Annotated in this window: 12 protein-coding genes; 8 read left to right on the top strand and 4 right to left on the bottom strand. The window is 51.1% G+C overall.

From position 1 onward, the window contains the following. Nucleotides 1-21: 21 nt before the first annotated feature. Complete coding sequence (gene metJ / locus RHD99_RS23250; protein WP_034461414.1) at nucleotides 22-339, bottom strand: met regulon transcriptional regulator MetJ; 318 nt, start codon at nucleotides 337-339, stop codon at nucleotides 22-24. 263 nt (nucleotides 340-602) lie between these two features. On the opposite strand from metJ, the gene metB reads away from it, so the two are divergent. The 4 genes from metB to katG all read left to right on the top strand — a co-directional run bounded on the left by metB (nucleotide 603) and on the right by katG (nucleotide 7740). Then, nucleotides 603-1763, top strand: coding sequence for a cystathionine gamma-synthase (gene metB, locus RHD99_RS23245; RefSeq protein ID WP_270141611.1), 1161 nt, complete (start codon nucleotides 603-605; stop codon nucleotides 1761-1763). Nucleotides 1764-1765: 2 nt separating this feature from the next. Continuing rightward, nucleotides 1766-4198 (top strand): bifunctional aspartate kinase/homoserine dehydrogenase II, encoded by a 2433-nt coding sequence (locus tag RHD99_RS23240; protein ID WP_309876887.1) that lies wholly within the window; start codon nucleotides 1766-1768, stop codon nucleotides 4196-4198. A gap of 224 nt (nucleotides 4199-4422) precedes the next feature. Further along, nucleotides 4423-5313: a methylenetetrahydrofolate reductase gene (gene metF, locus RHD99_RS23235; protein WP_309876886.1), complete on the top strand. Its 891-nt coding sequence runs from the start codon at nucleotides 4423-4425 to the stop codon at nucleotides 5311-5313. 243 nt (nucleotides 5314-5556) lie between these two features. Then, the gene (gene katG / locus RHD99_RS23230) at nucleotides 5557-7740 is read left to right on the top strand and encodes a catalase/peroxidase HPI (RefSeq protein WP_309876884.1); all 2184 of its coding nucleotides are present in this window, start codon (nucleotides 5557-5559) and stop codon (nucleotides 7738-7740) included. A 52-nt stretch (nucleotides 7741-7792) separates the two neighbouring features. Here katG and gldA read toward each other — a convergent pair whose 3' ends face one another. From gldA to ptsP, 3 genes are read right to left on the bottom strand one after another with little or no spacing between them, the layout of a single operon-like run. Further along, entirely contained in the window at nucleotides 7793-8896 is a 1104-nt protein-coding gene (gene gldA, locus RHD99_RS23225) for a bifunctional L-1,2-propanediol dehydrogenase/glycerol dehydrogenase (protein ID WP_309876882.1), read from the bottom strand. Nucleotides 8897-8931: 35 nt separating this feature from the next. Further along, nucleotides 8932-9594 carry a fructose-6-phosphate aldolase gene (fsa, locus tag RHD99_RS23220; protein ID WP_309876881.1) on the bottom strand — a complete coding sequence of 221 codons (663 nt, stop codon included), beginning with the start codon at nucleotides 9592-9594 and terminating at the stop codon, nucleotides 8932-8934. Between the two features lie 21 nt (nucleotides 9595-9615). Continuing rightward, on the bottom strand, nucleotides 9616-12117 hold the full coding sequence (ptsP, locus tag RHD99_RS23215; RefSeq protein ID WP_309876879.1) for a phosphoenolpyruvate--protein phosphotransferase: 2502 nt from the start codon (nucleotides 12115-12117) through the stop codon (nucleotides 9616-9618). Between the two features lie 310 nt (nucleotides 12118-12427). Here ptsP and RHD99_RS23210 point away from each other — a divergent pair, with 310 nt between their 5' ends. The 4 genes from RHD99_RS23210 (at nucleotide 12428) to RHD99_RS23195 (ending at nucleotide 17078) form a co-directional block, all read left to right on the top strand. Further along, entirely contained in the window at nucleotides 12428-13510 is a 1083-nt protein-coding gene (locus RHD99_RS23210) for a PTS fructose transporter subunit EIIC (RefSeq protein ID WP_309876878.1), read from the top strand. A gap of 21 nt (nucleotides 13511-13531) precedes the next feature. Continuing rightward, nucleotides 13532-13852, top strand: coding sequence for a PTS fructose-like transporter subunit IIB (locus RHD99_RS23205; protein WP_183272883.1), 321 nt, complete (start codon nucleotides 13532-13534; stop codon nucleotides 13850-13852). Between the two features lie 84 nt (nucleotides 13853-13936). Continuing rightward, the gene (locus RHD99_RS23200) at nucleotides 13937-16234 is read left to right on the top strand and encodes a formate C-acetyltransferase (protein ID WP_309876877.1); all 2298 of its coding nucleotides are present in this window, start codon (nucleotides 13937-13939) and stop codon (nucleotides 16232-16234) included. After that, nucleotides 16200-17078: a [formate-C-acetyltransferase]-activating enzyme gene (locus RHD99_RS23195; RefSeq protein WP_309876876.1), complete on the top strand. Its 879-nt coding sequence runs from the start codon at nucleotides 16200-16202 to the stop codon at nucleotides 17076-17078. Before RHD99_RS23200 ends, RHD99_RS23195 begins: the two co-directional genes overlap by 35 nt. The last annotated feature ends 17 nt before the right edge of the window (nucleotides 17079-17095 follow it).

The following is a 17095-nucleotide window of genomic DNA, read 5'->3' as shown; positions in this document are numbered from 1 at the left end:
GTAACCCTGTGATTTCTGAAATCAGTATTCCCAGGTTTCTGGATCGATCCCCAGCTCACGCATAATCACCTTCGCCGCTTCTGGAATCTCATCGCTACGTTCTTTGCGCAGGTCTGCATCGTTTGGCAACGGTTGGCCAGTAAACGCGTGCAGGAATGCTTCGCACAGGAGTTCACTGTTAGTCGCATGACGCAGGTTATTCACCTGCCGACGGGTGCGCTCATCGGTGAGGATTTTTAACACCTTCAGAGGAATGGAAACCGTAATTTTCTTTACTTGCTCACTCTTCTTCCCGTGCTCAGCGTAAGGGCTGATATATTCGCCGCTCCATTCAGCCATGAGATACTTAATCCTCTTATCAATGTATACGTGCTTCAATCGGGGTATATGTGATTGAAGCGATTTTCTGGTCGTAGTGTACAGCGTTTATTGATTCGCGGTCTGCGACGCTATCACCCTAAAGCGTATAATTTTAACGGCTATTGCGCGTTTGCTCAATCTATACGCAAAGAAGTTTAGATGTCCAGATGTATTGACGTCTAACTCGGCAGTGTTTACTCTGGGGCCTGACCTTATATTCGACCAGCAAGGATTCGAGAGCCATGACGCGTAAACAGGCAACTATCGCAGTACGTAGCGGTTTAAACGATGACGAGCAATACGGCTGCGTTGTACCGCCTATCCACCTCTCCAGTACTTACAATTTCACCGGGTTTAACGAACCGCGCGCGCATGACTATTCGCGTCGAGGGAATCCTACGCGTGATGTTGTACAGCGTGCACTGGCCGAACTGGAAGGGGGAGCGGGGGCTGTGCTGACAAATACCGGTATGTCAGCAATTCACCTGGTCACGACGGTTTTCCTGAAACCTGGCGATCTGCTGGTGGCTCCACATGACTGTTACGGCGGCAGCTACCGCCTTTTTGATAGCCTGGCAAAACGCGGCGCATATCGTGTTTTGTTTGTCGATCAAGGTGATGAAGCAGCGTTAGCTAAGGCTCTTAACGAAAAACCAAAACTGGTGCTGGTCGAAAGCCCAAGTAATCCCTTGTTACGAGTGGTAGATATTGCGAAAATCTGCGCCGCTGCGCGCGAAGCAGGGGCAATCAGTGTGGTGGATAACACCTTCCTGAGCCCTGCGCTGCAAAACCCGTTGGCCTTGGGCGCGGATCTGGTCCTGCACTCTTGTACTAAATACCTGAATGGTCACTCAGATGTTGTTGCGGGTGTGGTGATTGCGAAAGACGCGGAAACCGTCACAGAGCTTGCCTGGTGGGCAAACAACATCGGCGTAACTGGCGGTGCTTTCGATAGCTACTTGCTGCTGCGCGGCCTGCGTACACTTTCACCACGTATGGAAGTGGCACAACGAAATGCACAGGCGATTGTCGATTTCCTGCAAACGCAGCCGCTGGTGAAAAAGCTGTATCATCCTTCGCTGCCAGAAAACCAGGGCCATGAAATTGCTGCTCGTCAGCAAAAAGGTTTTGGCGCGATGCTGAGTTTTGAATTTAATGGCGACGAGCAAACGCTGCGTCGATTCCTGAGTAGCCTGACTCTCTTCACTTTGGCGGAATCGCTGGGTGGAGTAGAAAGTTTGATTTCACACGCGGCGACAATGACCCATGCGGGCATGGCGCCAGAAGCGCGTGCCGCAGCGGGGATTTCCGAAAGCCTGCTGCGTATTTCGACTGGCATTGAAGATAGCGAAGATTTAATTGCTGACCTGGAAAATGCGTTCCGGGTTGCAGCCGAGGGGTAAGCATGAGTGTTTCAGCACCTGCAGGGGCGCCGGTTCGTCAACTGCATAAATTTGGTGGCAGTAGTCTGGCAGATGTGAAGTGTTACCTGCGCGTTGCGGGGATTATGGCCGAGTACTCTAATCCTGGCGATTTGATGGTGGTTTCCGCCGCTGGTAGCACAACTAACCAGTTGATTAACTGGTTGAAATTGAGCCAAAGCGATCGTCTTTCAGCTCATCAGGTTCAGCAAGCACTACGCCGTTATCAGAGCGATTTGATTAGCGGCCTTGTGGCGCCTGATGTTGCTGACAGCTTAATCGGTCAGTTTATTCATGATCTTGAGCGTCTGGCGGGTTTGCTCGATGGCAAAATAACTGACGCAGTGTATGCCGAAGTTGTGGGTCATGGTGAAATTTGGTCTGCACGTCTGATGTCTGCGGTGCTGAATCAATTAGGTCATCCAGCCGCGTGGTTGGATGCACGTGAATTTATGCGCGCTGAACGTGCTGCTCAACCACAAGTTAACGAAGGCTTATCATGGCCTTTGTTGCAAGAGCTCATGGCGCAACATCCGCATAAACGCCTCGTCGTTACCGGTTTTATTTGTCGTAATGATGCGGGTGAAACCGTGTTGCTTGGCCGTAATGGTTCTGACTATTCTGCAACGCAGATTGGCGCACTGGCTGGGGTTTCCCGCGTGACCATCTGGAGTGATGTTGCAGGGGTTTACAGCGCGGATCCACGCAAAGTAAAAGATGCGTGCTTGCTCCCACTCTTACGCCTCGATGAAGCCAGTGAATTGGCTCGTCTGGCCGCTCCTGTACTGCACGCTCGTACATTGCAGCCTGTTTCTGGTAGCGACATCGACCTGCAATTACGTTGCAGCTATTCCCCGGAGCAAGGCTCAACACGTATCGAACGTGTACTGGCATCAGGTACTGGCGCGCGTATCGTCACCAGCCACGACGATGTCTGCCTGATTGAACTACAGATTTCCCCACAGCAAGATTTTAAGCTGGCGCACAAAGAGCTGGATACGTTTTTAAAACGTGCTCAGATTCGCCCGCTGTCAGTGGGGGTTCATCCCGATCGTAACCTGTTGCAACTTTGCTATACCTCAGAAGTTGCAGGCAGCGTGTTAGAAACGCTCACGAAGGCGAGTTTGCCTGGTGAATTACGCTTGCGCGAAGGCCTGGCGCTGGTGGCAATGGTCGGGGCAGGCGTATGCCGTAACCCGCTTCATAGCCACCGTTTCTGGCAGCAGCTAAAAGACCAGCCTGTTGAGTTTATCTGGCAGTCTGAGGACGGAATTAGTCTGGTTGCGGTACTGCGTGTTGGCCCAACTGAAAACTTAATCAAGGGTCTGCATAAGTCTCTGTTCCGCGCCGAAAAACGCGTTGGTCTGGTTTTGTTCGGCAAAGGAAACATTGGTTCGCGTTGGCTGGAGCTGTTCGCTCGCGAACAAGAAACTCTTTCTGCTCGTACCGGTTTTGAGTTCGTTTTGGCCGGTGTAGTGGACAGTCGCCGCAGCTTGCTGAATTACGAAGGGCTGGACGCCAGTCGCGCGCTCGCTTTCTTTAACGACGAAGCGGTAGAGCAGGATGAAGAATCGCTGTTCCAGTGGATGCGTTCGCATCCGTATGACGATTTGGTGGTTCTGGATGTAACGGCGAGCGAGCAATTGGCCGACCAATATCTTGATTTCGCGAGTCACGGTTTCCACGTTATTAGCGCTAATAAACTGGCGGGTGCCAGCAACAGCCAGAAGTACCGTGAAATTCGTAACGCATTTACCAAAACTGGCCGTCACTGGCTGTATAACGCCACCGTGGGTGCGGGTTTGCCGGTGAACCATACCGTTCGTGACTTGCGTGAAAGTGGTGACTCGATTCTGGCGATCAGCGGTATTTTCTCCGGCACGCTCTCCTGGCTGTTCCTGCAATTCGATGGCACGGTGCCTTTCACCGATTTGGTGGACCAGGCCTGGCAGCAAGGATTGACTGAACCTGATCCACGCGTTGATCTCTCCGGTAAAGATGTGATGCGCAAGCTGGTGATCCTTGCCCGCGAAGCGGGTTATGACATCGAACCGGATCAGGTGCGTGTTGAGTCTCTGGTAACCAACGGTAGCGAAGAAGGCTCTATTGACCATTTCTTTGAAAATGGCGATGAGATAAACGAGCAGATGATTCAACGTCTGGAAGCCGCTCAGGAAATGGGACTGGTGTTGCGCCATGTCGCACGTTTCGACGCTAACGGTAAAGCGCGTGTGGGTGTGGAAGCGGTGCGTCCTGAGCATCCTTTGGCTTCATTGCTGCCGTGCGATAACGTCTTTGCCATTGAAAGCCGTTGGTATCGCGATAACCCATTGGTTATTCGTGGGCCGGGTGCTGGACGTGATGTGACAGCGGGCGCTATTCAGTCGGACCTCAACCGCCTGGCGCAGTTGCTGTAAATTTCTGAGGCATAAAAATATGAAGGCCAGCTTTTGCTGGTCTTTTTTTATTGTTTTTATCTAACATGAAGAAATTTCAAGTTGATTGAGAATTCCTCATTTCTTGTGTTGAATTTTCAGTTGACGACGTCACGCTTTTCCTTCATCTTGCTATCTAGACGTCTAAACGTATAGAAGTCGAATATAACAACACATTATTACAAAGCGATTGATGAGGTAAGGGTATGAGCTTTTTTCACGCCAACCAGCGGGAAGCACTAAATCAGAGTCTGGCTGAAGTTGCTGGGCAAATTAACGTTTCCTTTGAGTTTTTCCCGCCGCGCACCAGTGAAATGGAACAGACCCTGTGGAGCTCAATTGACAGGCTCAGCAGCCTGAAACCAAAATTTGTCTCCGTGACTTACGGCGCAAATTCTGGAGAGCGCGACCGTACGCATAGCATCATCAAAGGCATTAAAGATCGCACGGGCCTGGAAGCGGCACCTCACCTGACCTGTATTGATGCAACTCGCGACGAACTACGCACCATCGCTCAGGACTATTGGAATAACGGTATCCGTCATATTGTTGCTCTGCGCGGTGATTTACCTCCAGGTAGCGGCAAGCCTGATATGTATGCTTCGGATCTGGTGACGTTACTGAAAGATGTCGGTGATTTTGATATTTCGGTTGCGGCTTACCCGGAAGTTCACCCTGAAGCAAAAAGCGCGCAAGCTGATCTGATCAACCTGAAGCGCAAGATTGATGCCGGTGCAAACCGCGCTATTACTCAGTTTTTCTTTGATGTGGAAAGCTACCTGCGTTTCCGTGACCGTTGTGCTGCCGCCGGTATCGATGTCGAGATCGTGCCGGGCATTCTGCCGGTAAGTAACTACAACCAGGCACATAAATTCGCCACTATGACCAACGTGCGTGTTCCACATTGGATGGCGCAGATGTTTGAAGGGCTGGATAACGACGCAGAGACTCGCAAAATGGTCGGCGCCAATATCGCGATGGATATGGTGAAGATTCTGAGCCGTGAAGGGGTTAAAGATTTCCACTTCTATACGCTGAATCGCGCAGAAATGAGCTATGCGATCTGCCACACCCTGGGTGTTCGCCCAACAGTTTGATTCAGAAAATGGCCCGCCAGGGCCATTACTCCCTCTATAGTTCTACTCTCCCTTCAAATACCCCTTTCATTTCTAATGTTAAGTTTTGAAAGTTTATGTAGCTGTCGACGTTTCGTATGACAATTTTTGCTATGTTGCCTGGTAGCCAGTAGGAAATAACTATCAAATCTGTAGTTTTTTTCATCTATAACTTATCTGCAGAGCTGTATATCCTGATAAAAAAATAGTGAAGGGAGCAGGAAGATGAGCACAAACGAAAACGATCAAAATACGTTGTCCGCAGGAAAATGCCCGTTCCATCAGAATAGCCATGATGAAAGTGCTGGAGCCGGAACAAGCAGTCGTGACTGGTGGCCGAAACAACTCCGCGTCGATCTCCTCAATCAGCATTCCAACCGTTCAAACCCTCTTGGTGAAGATTTCGATTACCGCAAAGAATTTTCCAAACTCGATTACTCTGCGCTGAAAGGCGATCTGAAAGCATTATTAACGGATTCTCAACCATGGTGGCCTGCGGACTGGGGCAGCTACGCCGGGCTGTTTATTCGTATGGCCTGGCATGGTGCCGGTACTTATCGTTCTGTTGACGGCCGTGGTGGTGCAGGCCGTGGTCAGCAGCGCTTTGCTCCACTCAATTCCTGGCCGGATAACGTGAGCCTTGATAAAGCTCGTCGCCTGCTGTGGCCTATTAAACAGAAATATGGTCAGAAAATTTCCTGGGCCGACCTTTATGTGCTGGCAGGGAACGTGGCGCTGGAAAACTCCGGCTTCCGTACCTTTGGTTTTGGCGCTGGGCGTGAAGACGTTTGGGAGCCAGACCTCGATGTGAACTGGGGTAATGAAAAAGCCTGGCTTGAGCATCGTGACCCAGAAGCGCTGGCCAAACGTCCATTAGCTGCGACCGAAATGGGGCTGATTTACGTTAACCCTGAAGGACCAAATGCCAGTGGTGAACCGCTCTCAGCGGCCGCTGCCATTCGTGCTACGTTCGGCAACATGGGAATGAACGACGAAGAGACGGTTGCGCTTATTGCGGGCGGTCATACGCTGGGTAAAACCCATGGTGCCGCAGAGGCAACCCATGTGGGAGTCGATCCAGAATCAGCACCTATTGAAGCTCAGGGTTTAGGTTGGGCGAGCAGCCACGGCACTGGAGTAGGTGCAGACGCAATCACTTCTGGCCTGGAAGTCGTCTGGTCACAAACGCCGACTCAATGGAGCAACTACTTCTTCGAGAACTTGTTCAAATTCGAATGGGTACAAACACGCAGTCCTGCTGGCGCCATTCAATTTGAAGCAGTGGATGCGCCAGAAATCATTCCAGATCCCTTTGACCCATCGAAAAAACGTAAGCCGACTATGTTGGTTACTGACCTGACGCTGCGTTTCGACCCGGAATTCGAAAAAATTTCACGTCGTTTCCTCAATGATCCTCAAGCATTCAATGAAGCTTTTGCCCGTGCATGGTTCAAGCTGACTCACCGCGATATGGGGCCGGTAGCGCGTTACATTGGCCCGGAAGTGCCAAAAGAAGAGCTGATTTGGCAGGATCCATTGCCAAAAGCCACATTCAAGCCAACTCCAGCAGATATTGATCACCTGAAAGCAGAGATTGCTCATTCCGGTCTGTCGGTCAGTGAGCTGATTTCTGTGGCCTGGGCGTCAGCGTCTACTTTCCGTGGCGGCGATAAACGTGGCGGCGCAAATGGTGCGCGATTGGCTCTGGCTCCTCAGCGTAACTGGGATGTGAACGCCACTGCTGCGCGTGCTCTGCCTGCACTGGAAGCCATTCAGAAAGCCTCTGGTAAAGCCTCGCTGGCCGATATCATTGTGCTGGCGGGTGTTGTGGGTGTTGAGCAGGCGGCGGAAGCTGCAGGCATCAGTGTACGTGTTCCATTTATTCCTGGACGTGTGGATGCGAGTCAGGAGCAGACTGATATCGAGATGTTCAACCTGCTTGAACCTGCTGCAGACGGTTTCCGCAACTACCGTGCGCGTATTGATTCGGAGACAACAACAGAGTCACTGCTGATTGATAAAGCGCAACAATTGACGCTAACCGCGCCGGAACTCACCGTGCTGGTGGGTGGTTTACGCGCGCTGGGTGCGAATTTTGATGGTAGCAAGCATGGGGTGTTCACCGATCGTTTGGGTGTACTCAGTAACGATTTCTTTGTCAATCTACTGGATATGCGCACGGAATGGAAAGCGACCGATGCCTCTTCTGAACTGTTTGAAGGCCGTGACCGTCAAACGGGTGAAGTGAAGCACCTGGCGACTCGCGCGGATCTGGTCTTTGGTTCCAACGCCATTTTGCGTGCACTGGCAGAGGTCTATGCCAGTGAAGATGCGAAAGAGAAGTTTGTGAAAGACTTCGTTGCGGCTTGGGTAAAAGTGATGAATCTGGATCGTTTTGACCTGAACTAAACCTGAATCTGACACAAAAATCCCCGCAAATGCGGGGATTTTTTTATTGGTGTTATTCCCACGCTTGCAGGAGACGCTGGCCGTACTGGTCGGCGACCAAAAGCGCAGCGTAGACCTGGTCGGGTGATGCGCCACCTGGCATGTTGTGAATAGTTTCTCCTTCCGCGCAGGCCGCTTGCGCAACAATCCGCATTTTTTCCTCAACGTCAGTTTTGATATCCAGCTGCGAAAGCGTGAGCGGTAAACCGACCGCGTGGCACAATGCTGCGACGGTTTCGAACTCTTCTTGCGGTGCGTTTTCCAGCACGAGTTGGGTTAGCGTCCCGAAAGCCACTTTCTCACCATGATAAAAATGGTGAGCATCTGGAATTGCCGTCAAGCCGTTATGTATCGCATGCGCTGCTGCCAGGCCGCCACTTTCAAAACCGACACCACTCAAATAGGTGTTTGCTTCGATGACGCGTTCCAGTGCCGGTGTGACAACATGCAGCTCTGCCGCGAGCATGGCTTTTTCACCCTCTTCCAGAAGCGTGTTGTAGCACAACTCCGCCAGAGCCAGAGCTGCTTGTGTGCAACGGCCTCCTGCCATAGTGGTGGCGCCACTGCGTGAACAGGCGCGGGCTTCAAACCAGGTTGCCAGAGCATCGCCAATACCTGCGGCCAGTAAACGAGCGGGTGCATTGGCGACGATCTGAGTATCAATGACGACCATATCTGGGTTATTGGGGAGCAACAGATAGCGGTCAAATTCCCCTGTATCCGTATAAATGACGGACAGTGCGCTACAGGGGGCGTCTGTTGAGGCAATGGTCGGGGCGATAGCAACCGGGACATTCATAAAATGCGCCAGTGCTTTGGCAGTATCGAGAGTTTTCCCCCCGCCGATCCCCAGAATGGCACCGCACTGCATCTTTTCGGCCACGGCTCGCAAACGATCAATTTCAGTTTGCGAACATTCACCACCAAATGGTGCAACTTCCAGCGTGAGCCCGGCATCCTTCATGCTTTTGCATAATGTTTCTTGCGCAAAACTTAATACGAACTTATCGCCGACCACTAGCCAGCGTTCGGCCAGCGGTTTGAGATAATCACCAAGACGAGAGATAACGTCTGCGCCCTGAATGTACTTACCCGGTGACTGTATTATGCGGTCCATTTACTGCCTCCTGCGATTAAGCCAAATAAATCGGGTTACAGGCTTAAGCGACCAAACGCTTTCTGCCAGTCCTCTTCAAACTTCACGATCGCCGCTTCTACAGCGGGTGCCGCTAAAAACTGCTGGGCAACATCCAGGGGGAGCGTGATGGATTCACATCCAGCCAGTAAGCAATCCAGTGCCTGACGCGGTGTTTTAAAACTAGCAGCCAAAATTTTGCTATCTGGCGCGTGAAGCTCGAGGAGTGCTTGTAACTCTTGCACCATGCGAATCCCGTCCCCGCCTTGAGCATCAACGCGGTTAACGTAAGGTGCGACATAAGCCGCTCCAGCCAATGCTGCCAATAGCCCTTGCGCTGCGCTGTAAACGGCAGTGCCCAGTGTTGGAATGCCCAATGCAGTGAGCTGTTTAATGGCGGCTAATCCAGCAGATGTGACTGGGATCTTCACTACAATACCGGGAACATGAGCGACCAGTTTTTGCGCCTCATCAACCATCCCGCAGGTTTCGCGGCTCATTACCTGGGCAAACAAGCGGCCTTCTTTACCCACTGCTGCTTGCAAGCGCGGCAGCACATCCCAGATAGATTCTGCACCAGCCGCGATAATGCTTGGGTTTGTTGTCACGCCCTGTAACGGGAAAATACGTGCCAGACGTTCCACTTCTGCGACATTTGCCGTATCGAGATAAAGCTCCATCAATATTTCCTCTTAATTGAATTACAGTTCCAGCTCACGCTCCAGCAGAGCAGCAATGTCTTCGCAACGCACAGCATTCACCAGCGCATTACGGAATTCCTCATGCATAATGCGGCGCGCCAGGCGGGAGAAAATACGCATATGCTGATCGCCTGCGGCATGCTTATTGAGTGTCAACATGATGATGAATTGCGCCTCGTCATCACCCCAACGAACCGGTGCAGGCAAACGAGCCACGCTGATGGTGGACTGCTCAATATGTTCCGATTTGCTATGTGGGATGGCGAAACTAAAGCCCAGGCCTGTGGAGAACACCGCTTCACGCGCCCATAAATCAGCTTCCAACTTGCGGGGGTAGCGGCTACGTCCGGCTAACAGCAAATTATCTGTCATGCCTTTAATCACTTCTTCTTTGCTGCGCCAGTCGTTCTCGAGCGAAATACACTGCGTGGTGATCAGAGGAGTATCTTGCTGAGCCATACGGAACTGCGCTAATAAATGTTCGACTTCCAGCGAGGTGCGGCAGGCCATAGCGCGATTGAGTAACTGGCGACAGGCTTTGCTGTCGAGCTGTGCAAGACGCGCTTTGGTGGCCGGAATTGCCGGGGCACTCATGCTGATTTCATCCAGGCCCAGGCCAACCAGTAATGGAAGTACAGAACCTTTCGCACCTAATTCACCACATAAACCAATCCATTTCCCCTCGCGGTGAACGGCTTGCACTGCGTAATCCAGAGCGCGCAAGAATGCCGGATTCAGACTGTTATAGTGGCGGGTCACTTTGGCGTTATCACGATCTACTGCCAGCAAATATTGCGTCAGGTCGTTGCTACCAATGCTAAAGAAATCAATTTCTTCGCAGCACTGGTCGATGATAAACATCACCGATGGCACTTCCAGCATAATGCCCAACGGGATTTTTTCATCAAATGGAATATGTTCATTGCGCAGGCTTTGCTTCACTTCCGCCAGTTGATCTTTCACCCATAGGATCTCTTCCATTGAGGAGATCATGGGGATCATGATTTTTAACGATCCGTGTGCCGAAGCGCGCAAAATTGAACGCAGCTGCGTTTGAAAAAGTGCCAAAAATTCCTGGTAAATTCGTACAGCGCGATACCCCAGAAATGGGTTGTTTTCAGTCGGAATATTTAAATATTCCACTGGCTTATCACCACCTATATCGATAGTGCGTACGATAATGCTACGCCCATTAGCCCCTTCCAGAGCCTGACAATAGATATTGTAAAGCTCATCCTCGGAGGGAGCATGAACGCGGTCCATATACAGCATTTCTGTTCGGAACAGGCCAATGGCCTCAGCACCGTTATTGAAGGCTGGGGCTGACTCTATCGAATGCGCAATATTTGCTGCGACTTCGAGTTGTATTCCGTCATGTGTCCGCCCAGGCAGGTTTAGCCAAACCTGCTGTTGTGCGCGAATTGCTTGTTGCACCGCGGCTTCTTGCTGGTAATAACGGGTGACGTCTTCAGTTAGCGCCCCGGCAACCAGGCCAATATCACCATCAATTTGCACGTTCTGGCCAAGCCACGGGGTGAGGGCGTCGAGATTAACCCCTACCAGCGTTGGAATATTGAAAGAACGTGCGAGGATCACCGTGTGCGAGGTCGTGCCGCCACTACGTAGCAGCAAGCCTTTGAGCAAGGTTTTATCCAATTCCAGAAACTGGCTTGGCGTGAGTTCGTCCGCCATGCATATCGCCGCTTGTTGTAGTTTGCCAGGCGTAGGGAAGCGGCTTGCACCATAAATATGCTGTAAAAGCTGGAAGCAAACATCACGGACATCAAGCGCGCGTTCCTGAAGATAGGTACTTTCAGACTGGGTAAATTGCGTGCAGAAATGGTCGGCTGTTGCAACGATAGCCTGCGCACAACTCGCGCCAGTGGACACGATTTCCAACAACATGTTGCGTAGTGATAAATCACTCGCCAGTGAACGATGTGCTTCCAGAATCGCGCTGGCAGTCCCTTCATTGGCCAGCAGCTCGAGATTTATCGCTTTAAGAAGTTGCGCCAGCCCCTGATCCAGAGCCGCTTGTTCCTGGTCGAGACTTCGCGTGGCTGGTAGCTCGCCCAACTGGTGTAAATCAAGAGAAGCCAGGCGAATCAACATCCCGTTGGCTGCGCCGCCACAGACGGGCAGAGCGCGGAAAAAGGTCGGATTCAAGCGCGAAAGAGATTCAGGAAGTTCGGAGATTTCAGCGATGGGCGCCTGGGGCAAAGGTGCGTCACAATGAGGAAACTCTTCAACGATATAGGTTGAAAGCCTTGCGAAGGCACTTTCTTCATCTTCACCACTGATCGACAGCTGGCACTCATCTCCCTTCAAAGTACCGGTACCTATCAACGCCAGCGCACTTTTAGCATCACCGCTCCGCTCGGTACGCAGGTTGAGCCACTCAATGGTAGAGGAAAACTGATTACACAGCGTTTCAACATGACTGGCTGGACGGGCGTGTACGCCATTGGGTAAGTCGCAGCGGAATTTTACTATCAAGGCCATAACCTTCTCCTGAGCCAACGCTTGAAATGAGTTACAGCATAAGAGCGCCACGACCTGGACTACCACGAGACAAAACTGCCAAAAACTGGACAAATGTAATGTCCATGCCAATTTGCGAGACGCCTCACAAAATCAAGGTGTAACAGATAATGTCCGCTACCAGTGGAAGTTTTGAGTCTGATCGCATTTTTCTTTCTGTATTACAAAAATCCAGTAAATGGCTTTTTTGTCCACTGTCTGCCGTTGCACAGATTACCTATTGTGTGCCCAACGCTGTTTGGACAATCACTGCTCGAGAAGGAAGTGCTTTATGAAAGAGTTAGTCCAGATCCTCAAGAATACGCGTCAGCATTTGATGACTGGCGTTTCACATATGATCCCATTCGTGGTGGCTGGCGGTATCTTGCTGGCTGTTTCGGTGATGCTCTATGGCAAAGGCGCTGTCCCGGATGCGTTGACAGACCCCAATCTGAAAAAGTTATTTGATATCGGAGTGGCTGGGCTAACGCTGATGGTGCCATTTTTGGCGGCATACATCGGCTACTCCATTGCGGAGCGTTCTGCACTGGCACCCTGCGCAATTGGTGCATGGGTAGGTAGCAGTTTCGGCGCAGGTTTTTTTGGCGCCATCATCGCCGGCATCATTGGCGGCATCATCGTTTTTTACCTGAAGAAAATCCCTGTTCCTAAAATCTTGCGTTCAGTAATGCCCATCTTCGTTATTCCAATCATTGGCACCTTTATTACCGCAGGCGTAATGATGTGGGGCCTTGGTGAACCTGTTGGGGCAATAACAGGCAGCCTGACGCAGTGGCTGCAAGGAATGCAGCAGGGCAGCATCGTGGTTCTGGCCGTCATTATGGGACTGATGCTGGCATTCGATATGGGTGGCCCGGTGAATAAAGTGGCCTACGCCTTCATGCTGATCTGTGTGGCGCAAGGGGTTTATAGCGTTGTTGCGATTGCCGCCGTGGGGATTGCAGTACCTCCACTTGGGCTGGGACTTGCGACATTAATGAACCGTAAAAACTTCTCGGGTGAAGAACGAGAAGCGGGTAAAGCGGCGCTGGTGATGGGATGCGTGGGCGTAACTGAAGGGGCAATTCCTTTTGCAGCGTCTGACCCGTTACGTGTGATCCCTTCAATTATGTTGGGTTCAGCTTGCGGTGCAGTGACAGCCGCATTGTTAGGTGCGCAGTGTTACGCGGGCTGGGGTGGTTTGATTGTACTGCCAGTCGTTGACGGGAAATTAGGCTATATCGCCGCATTGCTGGTGGGTGCTGTGGTGACTGCGGTGTGCGTCAACCTCCTCAAAAGCTATGCACGTAAAAATCAGTCTGCTACGCCTGCAAAGGCTGAAGACGACCTGGATTTGGATTTTGAAATTAACTGATTGAGATAGAAGGAATTGACCATGACGAAAATTATTGCTGTGACCGCTTGTCCATCAGGTGTTGCCCATACTTACATGGCCGCTGAAGCGCTGGAAAGTGCTGCAAAAGCGAAGGGCTGGGAAGTTAAGGTTGAGACTCAAGGCTCAATTGGCCTGGAAAATGAACTGACAACATCCGATGTAGCGAGCGCCGATATGGTGATCCTGACCAAAGACATTGGCATCAAAATGGAAGAGCGCTTTGCCGGGAAAACGATTGTGCGCGTTAACATCAGCGATGCAGTGAAACGCGCTGACGCCATTATGAATAAAATTGAAGCCCACTTAGCGCAGACCGCTTAATTTTACATGCCCTTTAGCTTTCGAGTTGCAGCCAACACCCCTGCAGCTTGAAGGATGAAGGGGATATGCAGGAAGGAATTCATCATGACTCATCGCATCGAACGACTGAAATCAGCTTTGTTTGCTCACCCGCGCGAAATCTCGCTTGAACGAGCTGTGCTGTACACCGCCAGCCATCGTACAACGGAAGGGGAACATGTCCTTTTGCGGCGAGCAAAAGCAACGGCGTACATTCTCGACAATGTTGAAATAGCCATTCGTGAAGATGAGTTAATCGCAGGGAATCGCACAGTGAAACCCCGTGCTGGAATTATGTCCCCGGAGATGGACCCTTACTGGCTGCTCAACGAGTTAGATAAATTTCCCACTCGCCCGCAAGACCGTTTTGAAATCAGCGAGCAAGACAAAGCGCTTTATCGTGAGCAGCTTTATCCCTACTGGGAAAAGCGTTCAATGAAAGACTTCATCAACAGCCAGATGACAGATGAAGTTAAAGCTGCAGTAAAAACGCAGATTTTTAGCGTTAACCAGACTGACAAAGGGCAAGGGCATATCATCATTGATTATCCGCGCCTGCTGCAAAATGGCCTGGGTAAGTTGGTGTTGGAACTACGTGAACATTGCGGGCAAGCCCCAGAAAACCCTTTCTATCAGTCAGCCTTAATTCTGCTTGAAGCCTCACAAAGACATATCTTGCGCTACGCCGCTCTGGCGGAGCAGATGGCAACGCTATGCGAAGATGCGGTACGGCGTGAAGAGCTGCTGAGAATAGCGGCCATTTCTCGCCATAATTCGGAATGCCGCCCGGAAGATTTCTGGCAAGCGTGCCAGTTGTTCTGGTACATGAACATTATTTTGCAGTATGAATCCAACGCCAGCTCGCTGTCGCTGGGTCGCTTCGACCAGTACATGTTGCCGTTTTATCAGGCGTCTCTCAATCGTGGCGAAAGCCCGGCGCTCCTGCGTGAATTGCTCGAATCCCTATGGGTGAAATGTAACGACATCGTATTGTTGCGCTCCACAAGCAGTGCTCGCTACTTCGCTGGCTTCCCGACGGGTTATACCATTTTGTTAGGCGGTCTGACGGAGAGCGGGCGCAGCGCGGTGAACGTGCTCTCTTTCCTGTGTCTGGACGCCTATCAGAGCATCCAGTTGCCGCAGCCTAACCTTGGGGTGCGGGTCAATGAGCTTATCGACCGCCCATTCCTGCTTAAAACAGCTGAAACTGTGCGGCTCGGGACGGGGATTCCACAAATTTTCAACGATGAAGTTGTGGTACCTGCATTCCTCAATCGGGGTGTTTCGCTGGAGGATGCCCGTGATTACGCGGTTGTTGGCTGTGTAGAACTCTCCATTCCTGGTAAAACTTACGGTTTGCACGACATTGCCATGTTTAACCTGCTGAAGGTGATGGAAATTGTATTACTTGAAAACGAAGGGCGTCAGGGGTTGGATTACGCAGATTTAATCGCGCAAATCCGTAACAAAATCAGCCATTACATCAAGCTGATGGTAGAAGGTAGCAACATTTGCGATATCGGCCACCGCGACTGGGCACCGGTTCCGTTGCTCTCGTCATTCATCGATGATTGCCTGATGAAGGGCAAGGATATTACCGATGGCGGAGCGCGCTATAACTTTTCTGGCGTGCAGGGTATCGGTATCGCAAACCTAAGTGACTCATTGCACGCTCTCAACGGCATGGTGTTTGAACAGCAGCGTTTGAGTTTTGATGAATTGTTGGCGGTGCTGAAGGCGAATTTTGCCACGCCAGAAGGTGAGCAGATCCGTGGACGGCTGATTAATCGTTTTGAGAAATACGGCAACGATATCGACGAAGTCGATAACATTAGTGCTGATCTGTTGCGTTTTTACTGCAAAGAAGTCGAGAAATACGCTAATCCTCGAGGCGGTTATTTCACGCCTGGTTCTTATACTGTTTCTGCACATGTTCCGCTTGGCGCGGTAGTGGGCGCAACGCCTGACGGGCGCTATGCGGGTGAACAGCTTGCCGATGGCGGATTGTCGCCAATGTTGGGACAAGATTGTCAGGGGCCAACCGCTGTGCTCAAGTCAGTTAGCAAACTGGATAACTATCTGCTTTCCAACGGAACACTACTCAACGTGAAATTCACCCCCAGCACCTTAGAAGGTGATGCCGGCTTACACAAACTTGCCGATTTCCTTGGGGCATTCACCAAACTCAAATTACAGCATATTCAGTTTAACGTGGTGAATGCAGAAACGTTGCGTGAAGCACAACTGCGCCCACAAGACTATGCAGGTTTGGTGGTGCGGGTTGCAGGCTACAGTGCCTTCTTTGTTGAGCTGTCGAAGGAGATCCAGGATGACATTATTCGCCGCACAGCGCATCAACTGTGACGTGATTATTGATGAAGGGGAATTAACCGCACGGATCTTTAATATTCAGCGTTACTCATTAAACGATGGGCATGGGATTCGGACAGTTGTTTTTTTCAAGGGTTGCCCGCATCACTGCCCGTGGTGCGCTAATCCTGAGTCTATTTCCGGCAAAATACAGACCGTACGGCGCGTGGCGAAATGCATACATTGTGCAACCTGCCTCAATGATGCGGATGAATGCCCAACAGGTGCCACAGAAAGAATTGGGCGCGATATTTCTTTCGCTGCACTGGAAAAAGAAGTGCTGAAAGATGAGATTTTTTTTCGCGCATCTGGCGGTGGCGTAACGCTTTCGGGAGGTGAAGTGCTGATGCAAGCGGCCTTTGTCACACGCTTTTTGAAGCGTCTGAAGTCGTTAGGAATTCGTACCGCCATTGAAACCGCGGGTGACGCGGCACCTGAAAAAGTGCTCGCTCTCGCACAACAGTGTGATGAAGTGTTGTTTGACCTGAAAATCATGGATGTGGCTCAAGCGAAGAATGTGCTGAATATGCATCAGTCACGCGTGCTGGAAAACTTCAGGCTGTTGGTGGAAGCGGATGTGTGTGTTATTCCAAGGGTGCCGCTTATTCCTGGCTATACCCTGGATTTGGATAATATGCAGGCGATTATCAATTTCCTCGCTCCCATGAAGCTTACTGAGCTGCATCTGCTACCCTTCCATCAGTACGGAGAGCCGAAATATCAGTTGCTCGGCAAACCATGGCAAATGGCAGGAATAGCACCGCCTGATGAGAGGGAAATCGCTCAAATGCGCCGGATGGCTGAAGATGCAGGGTATCGGGTGATCATTGGCGGTTAATGGTAATGCTCGTTATG

Origin of the sequence: Buttiauxella selenatireducens (assembly GCF_031432975.1) — a bacterium.
GTDB lineage: Bacteria > Pseudomonadota > Gammaproteobacteria > Enterobacterales > Enterobacteriaceae > Buttiauxella > Buttiauxella selenatireducens.
The sequence above is the reverse complement of the archived record's forward strand: the minus strand, read 5'-3'. Positions and strand labels throughout refer to the sequence as shown.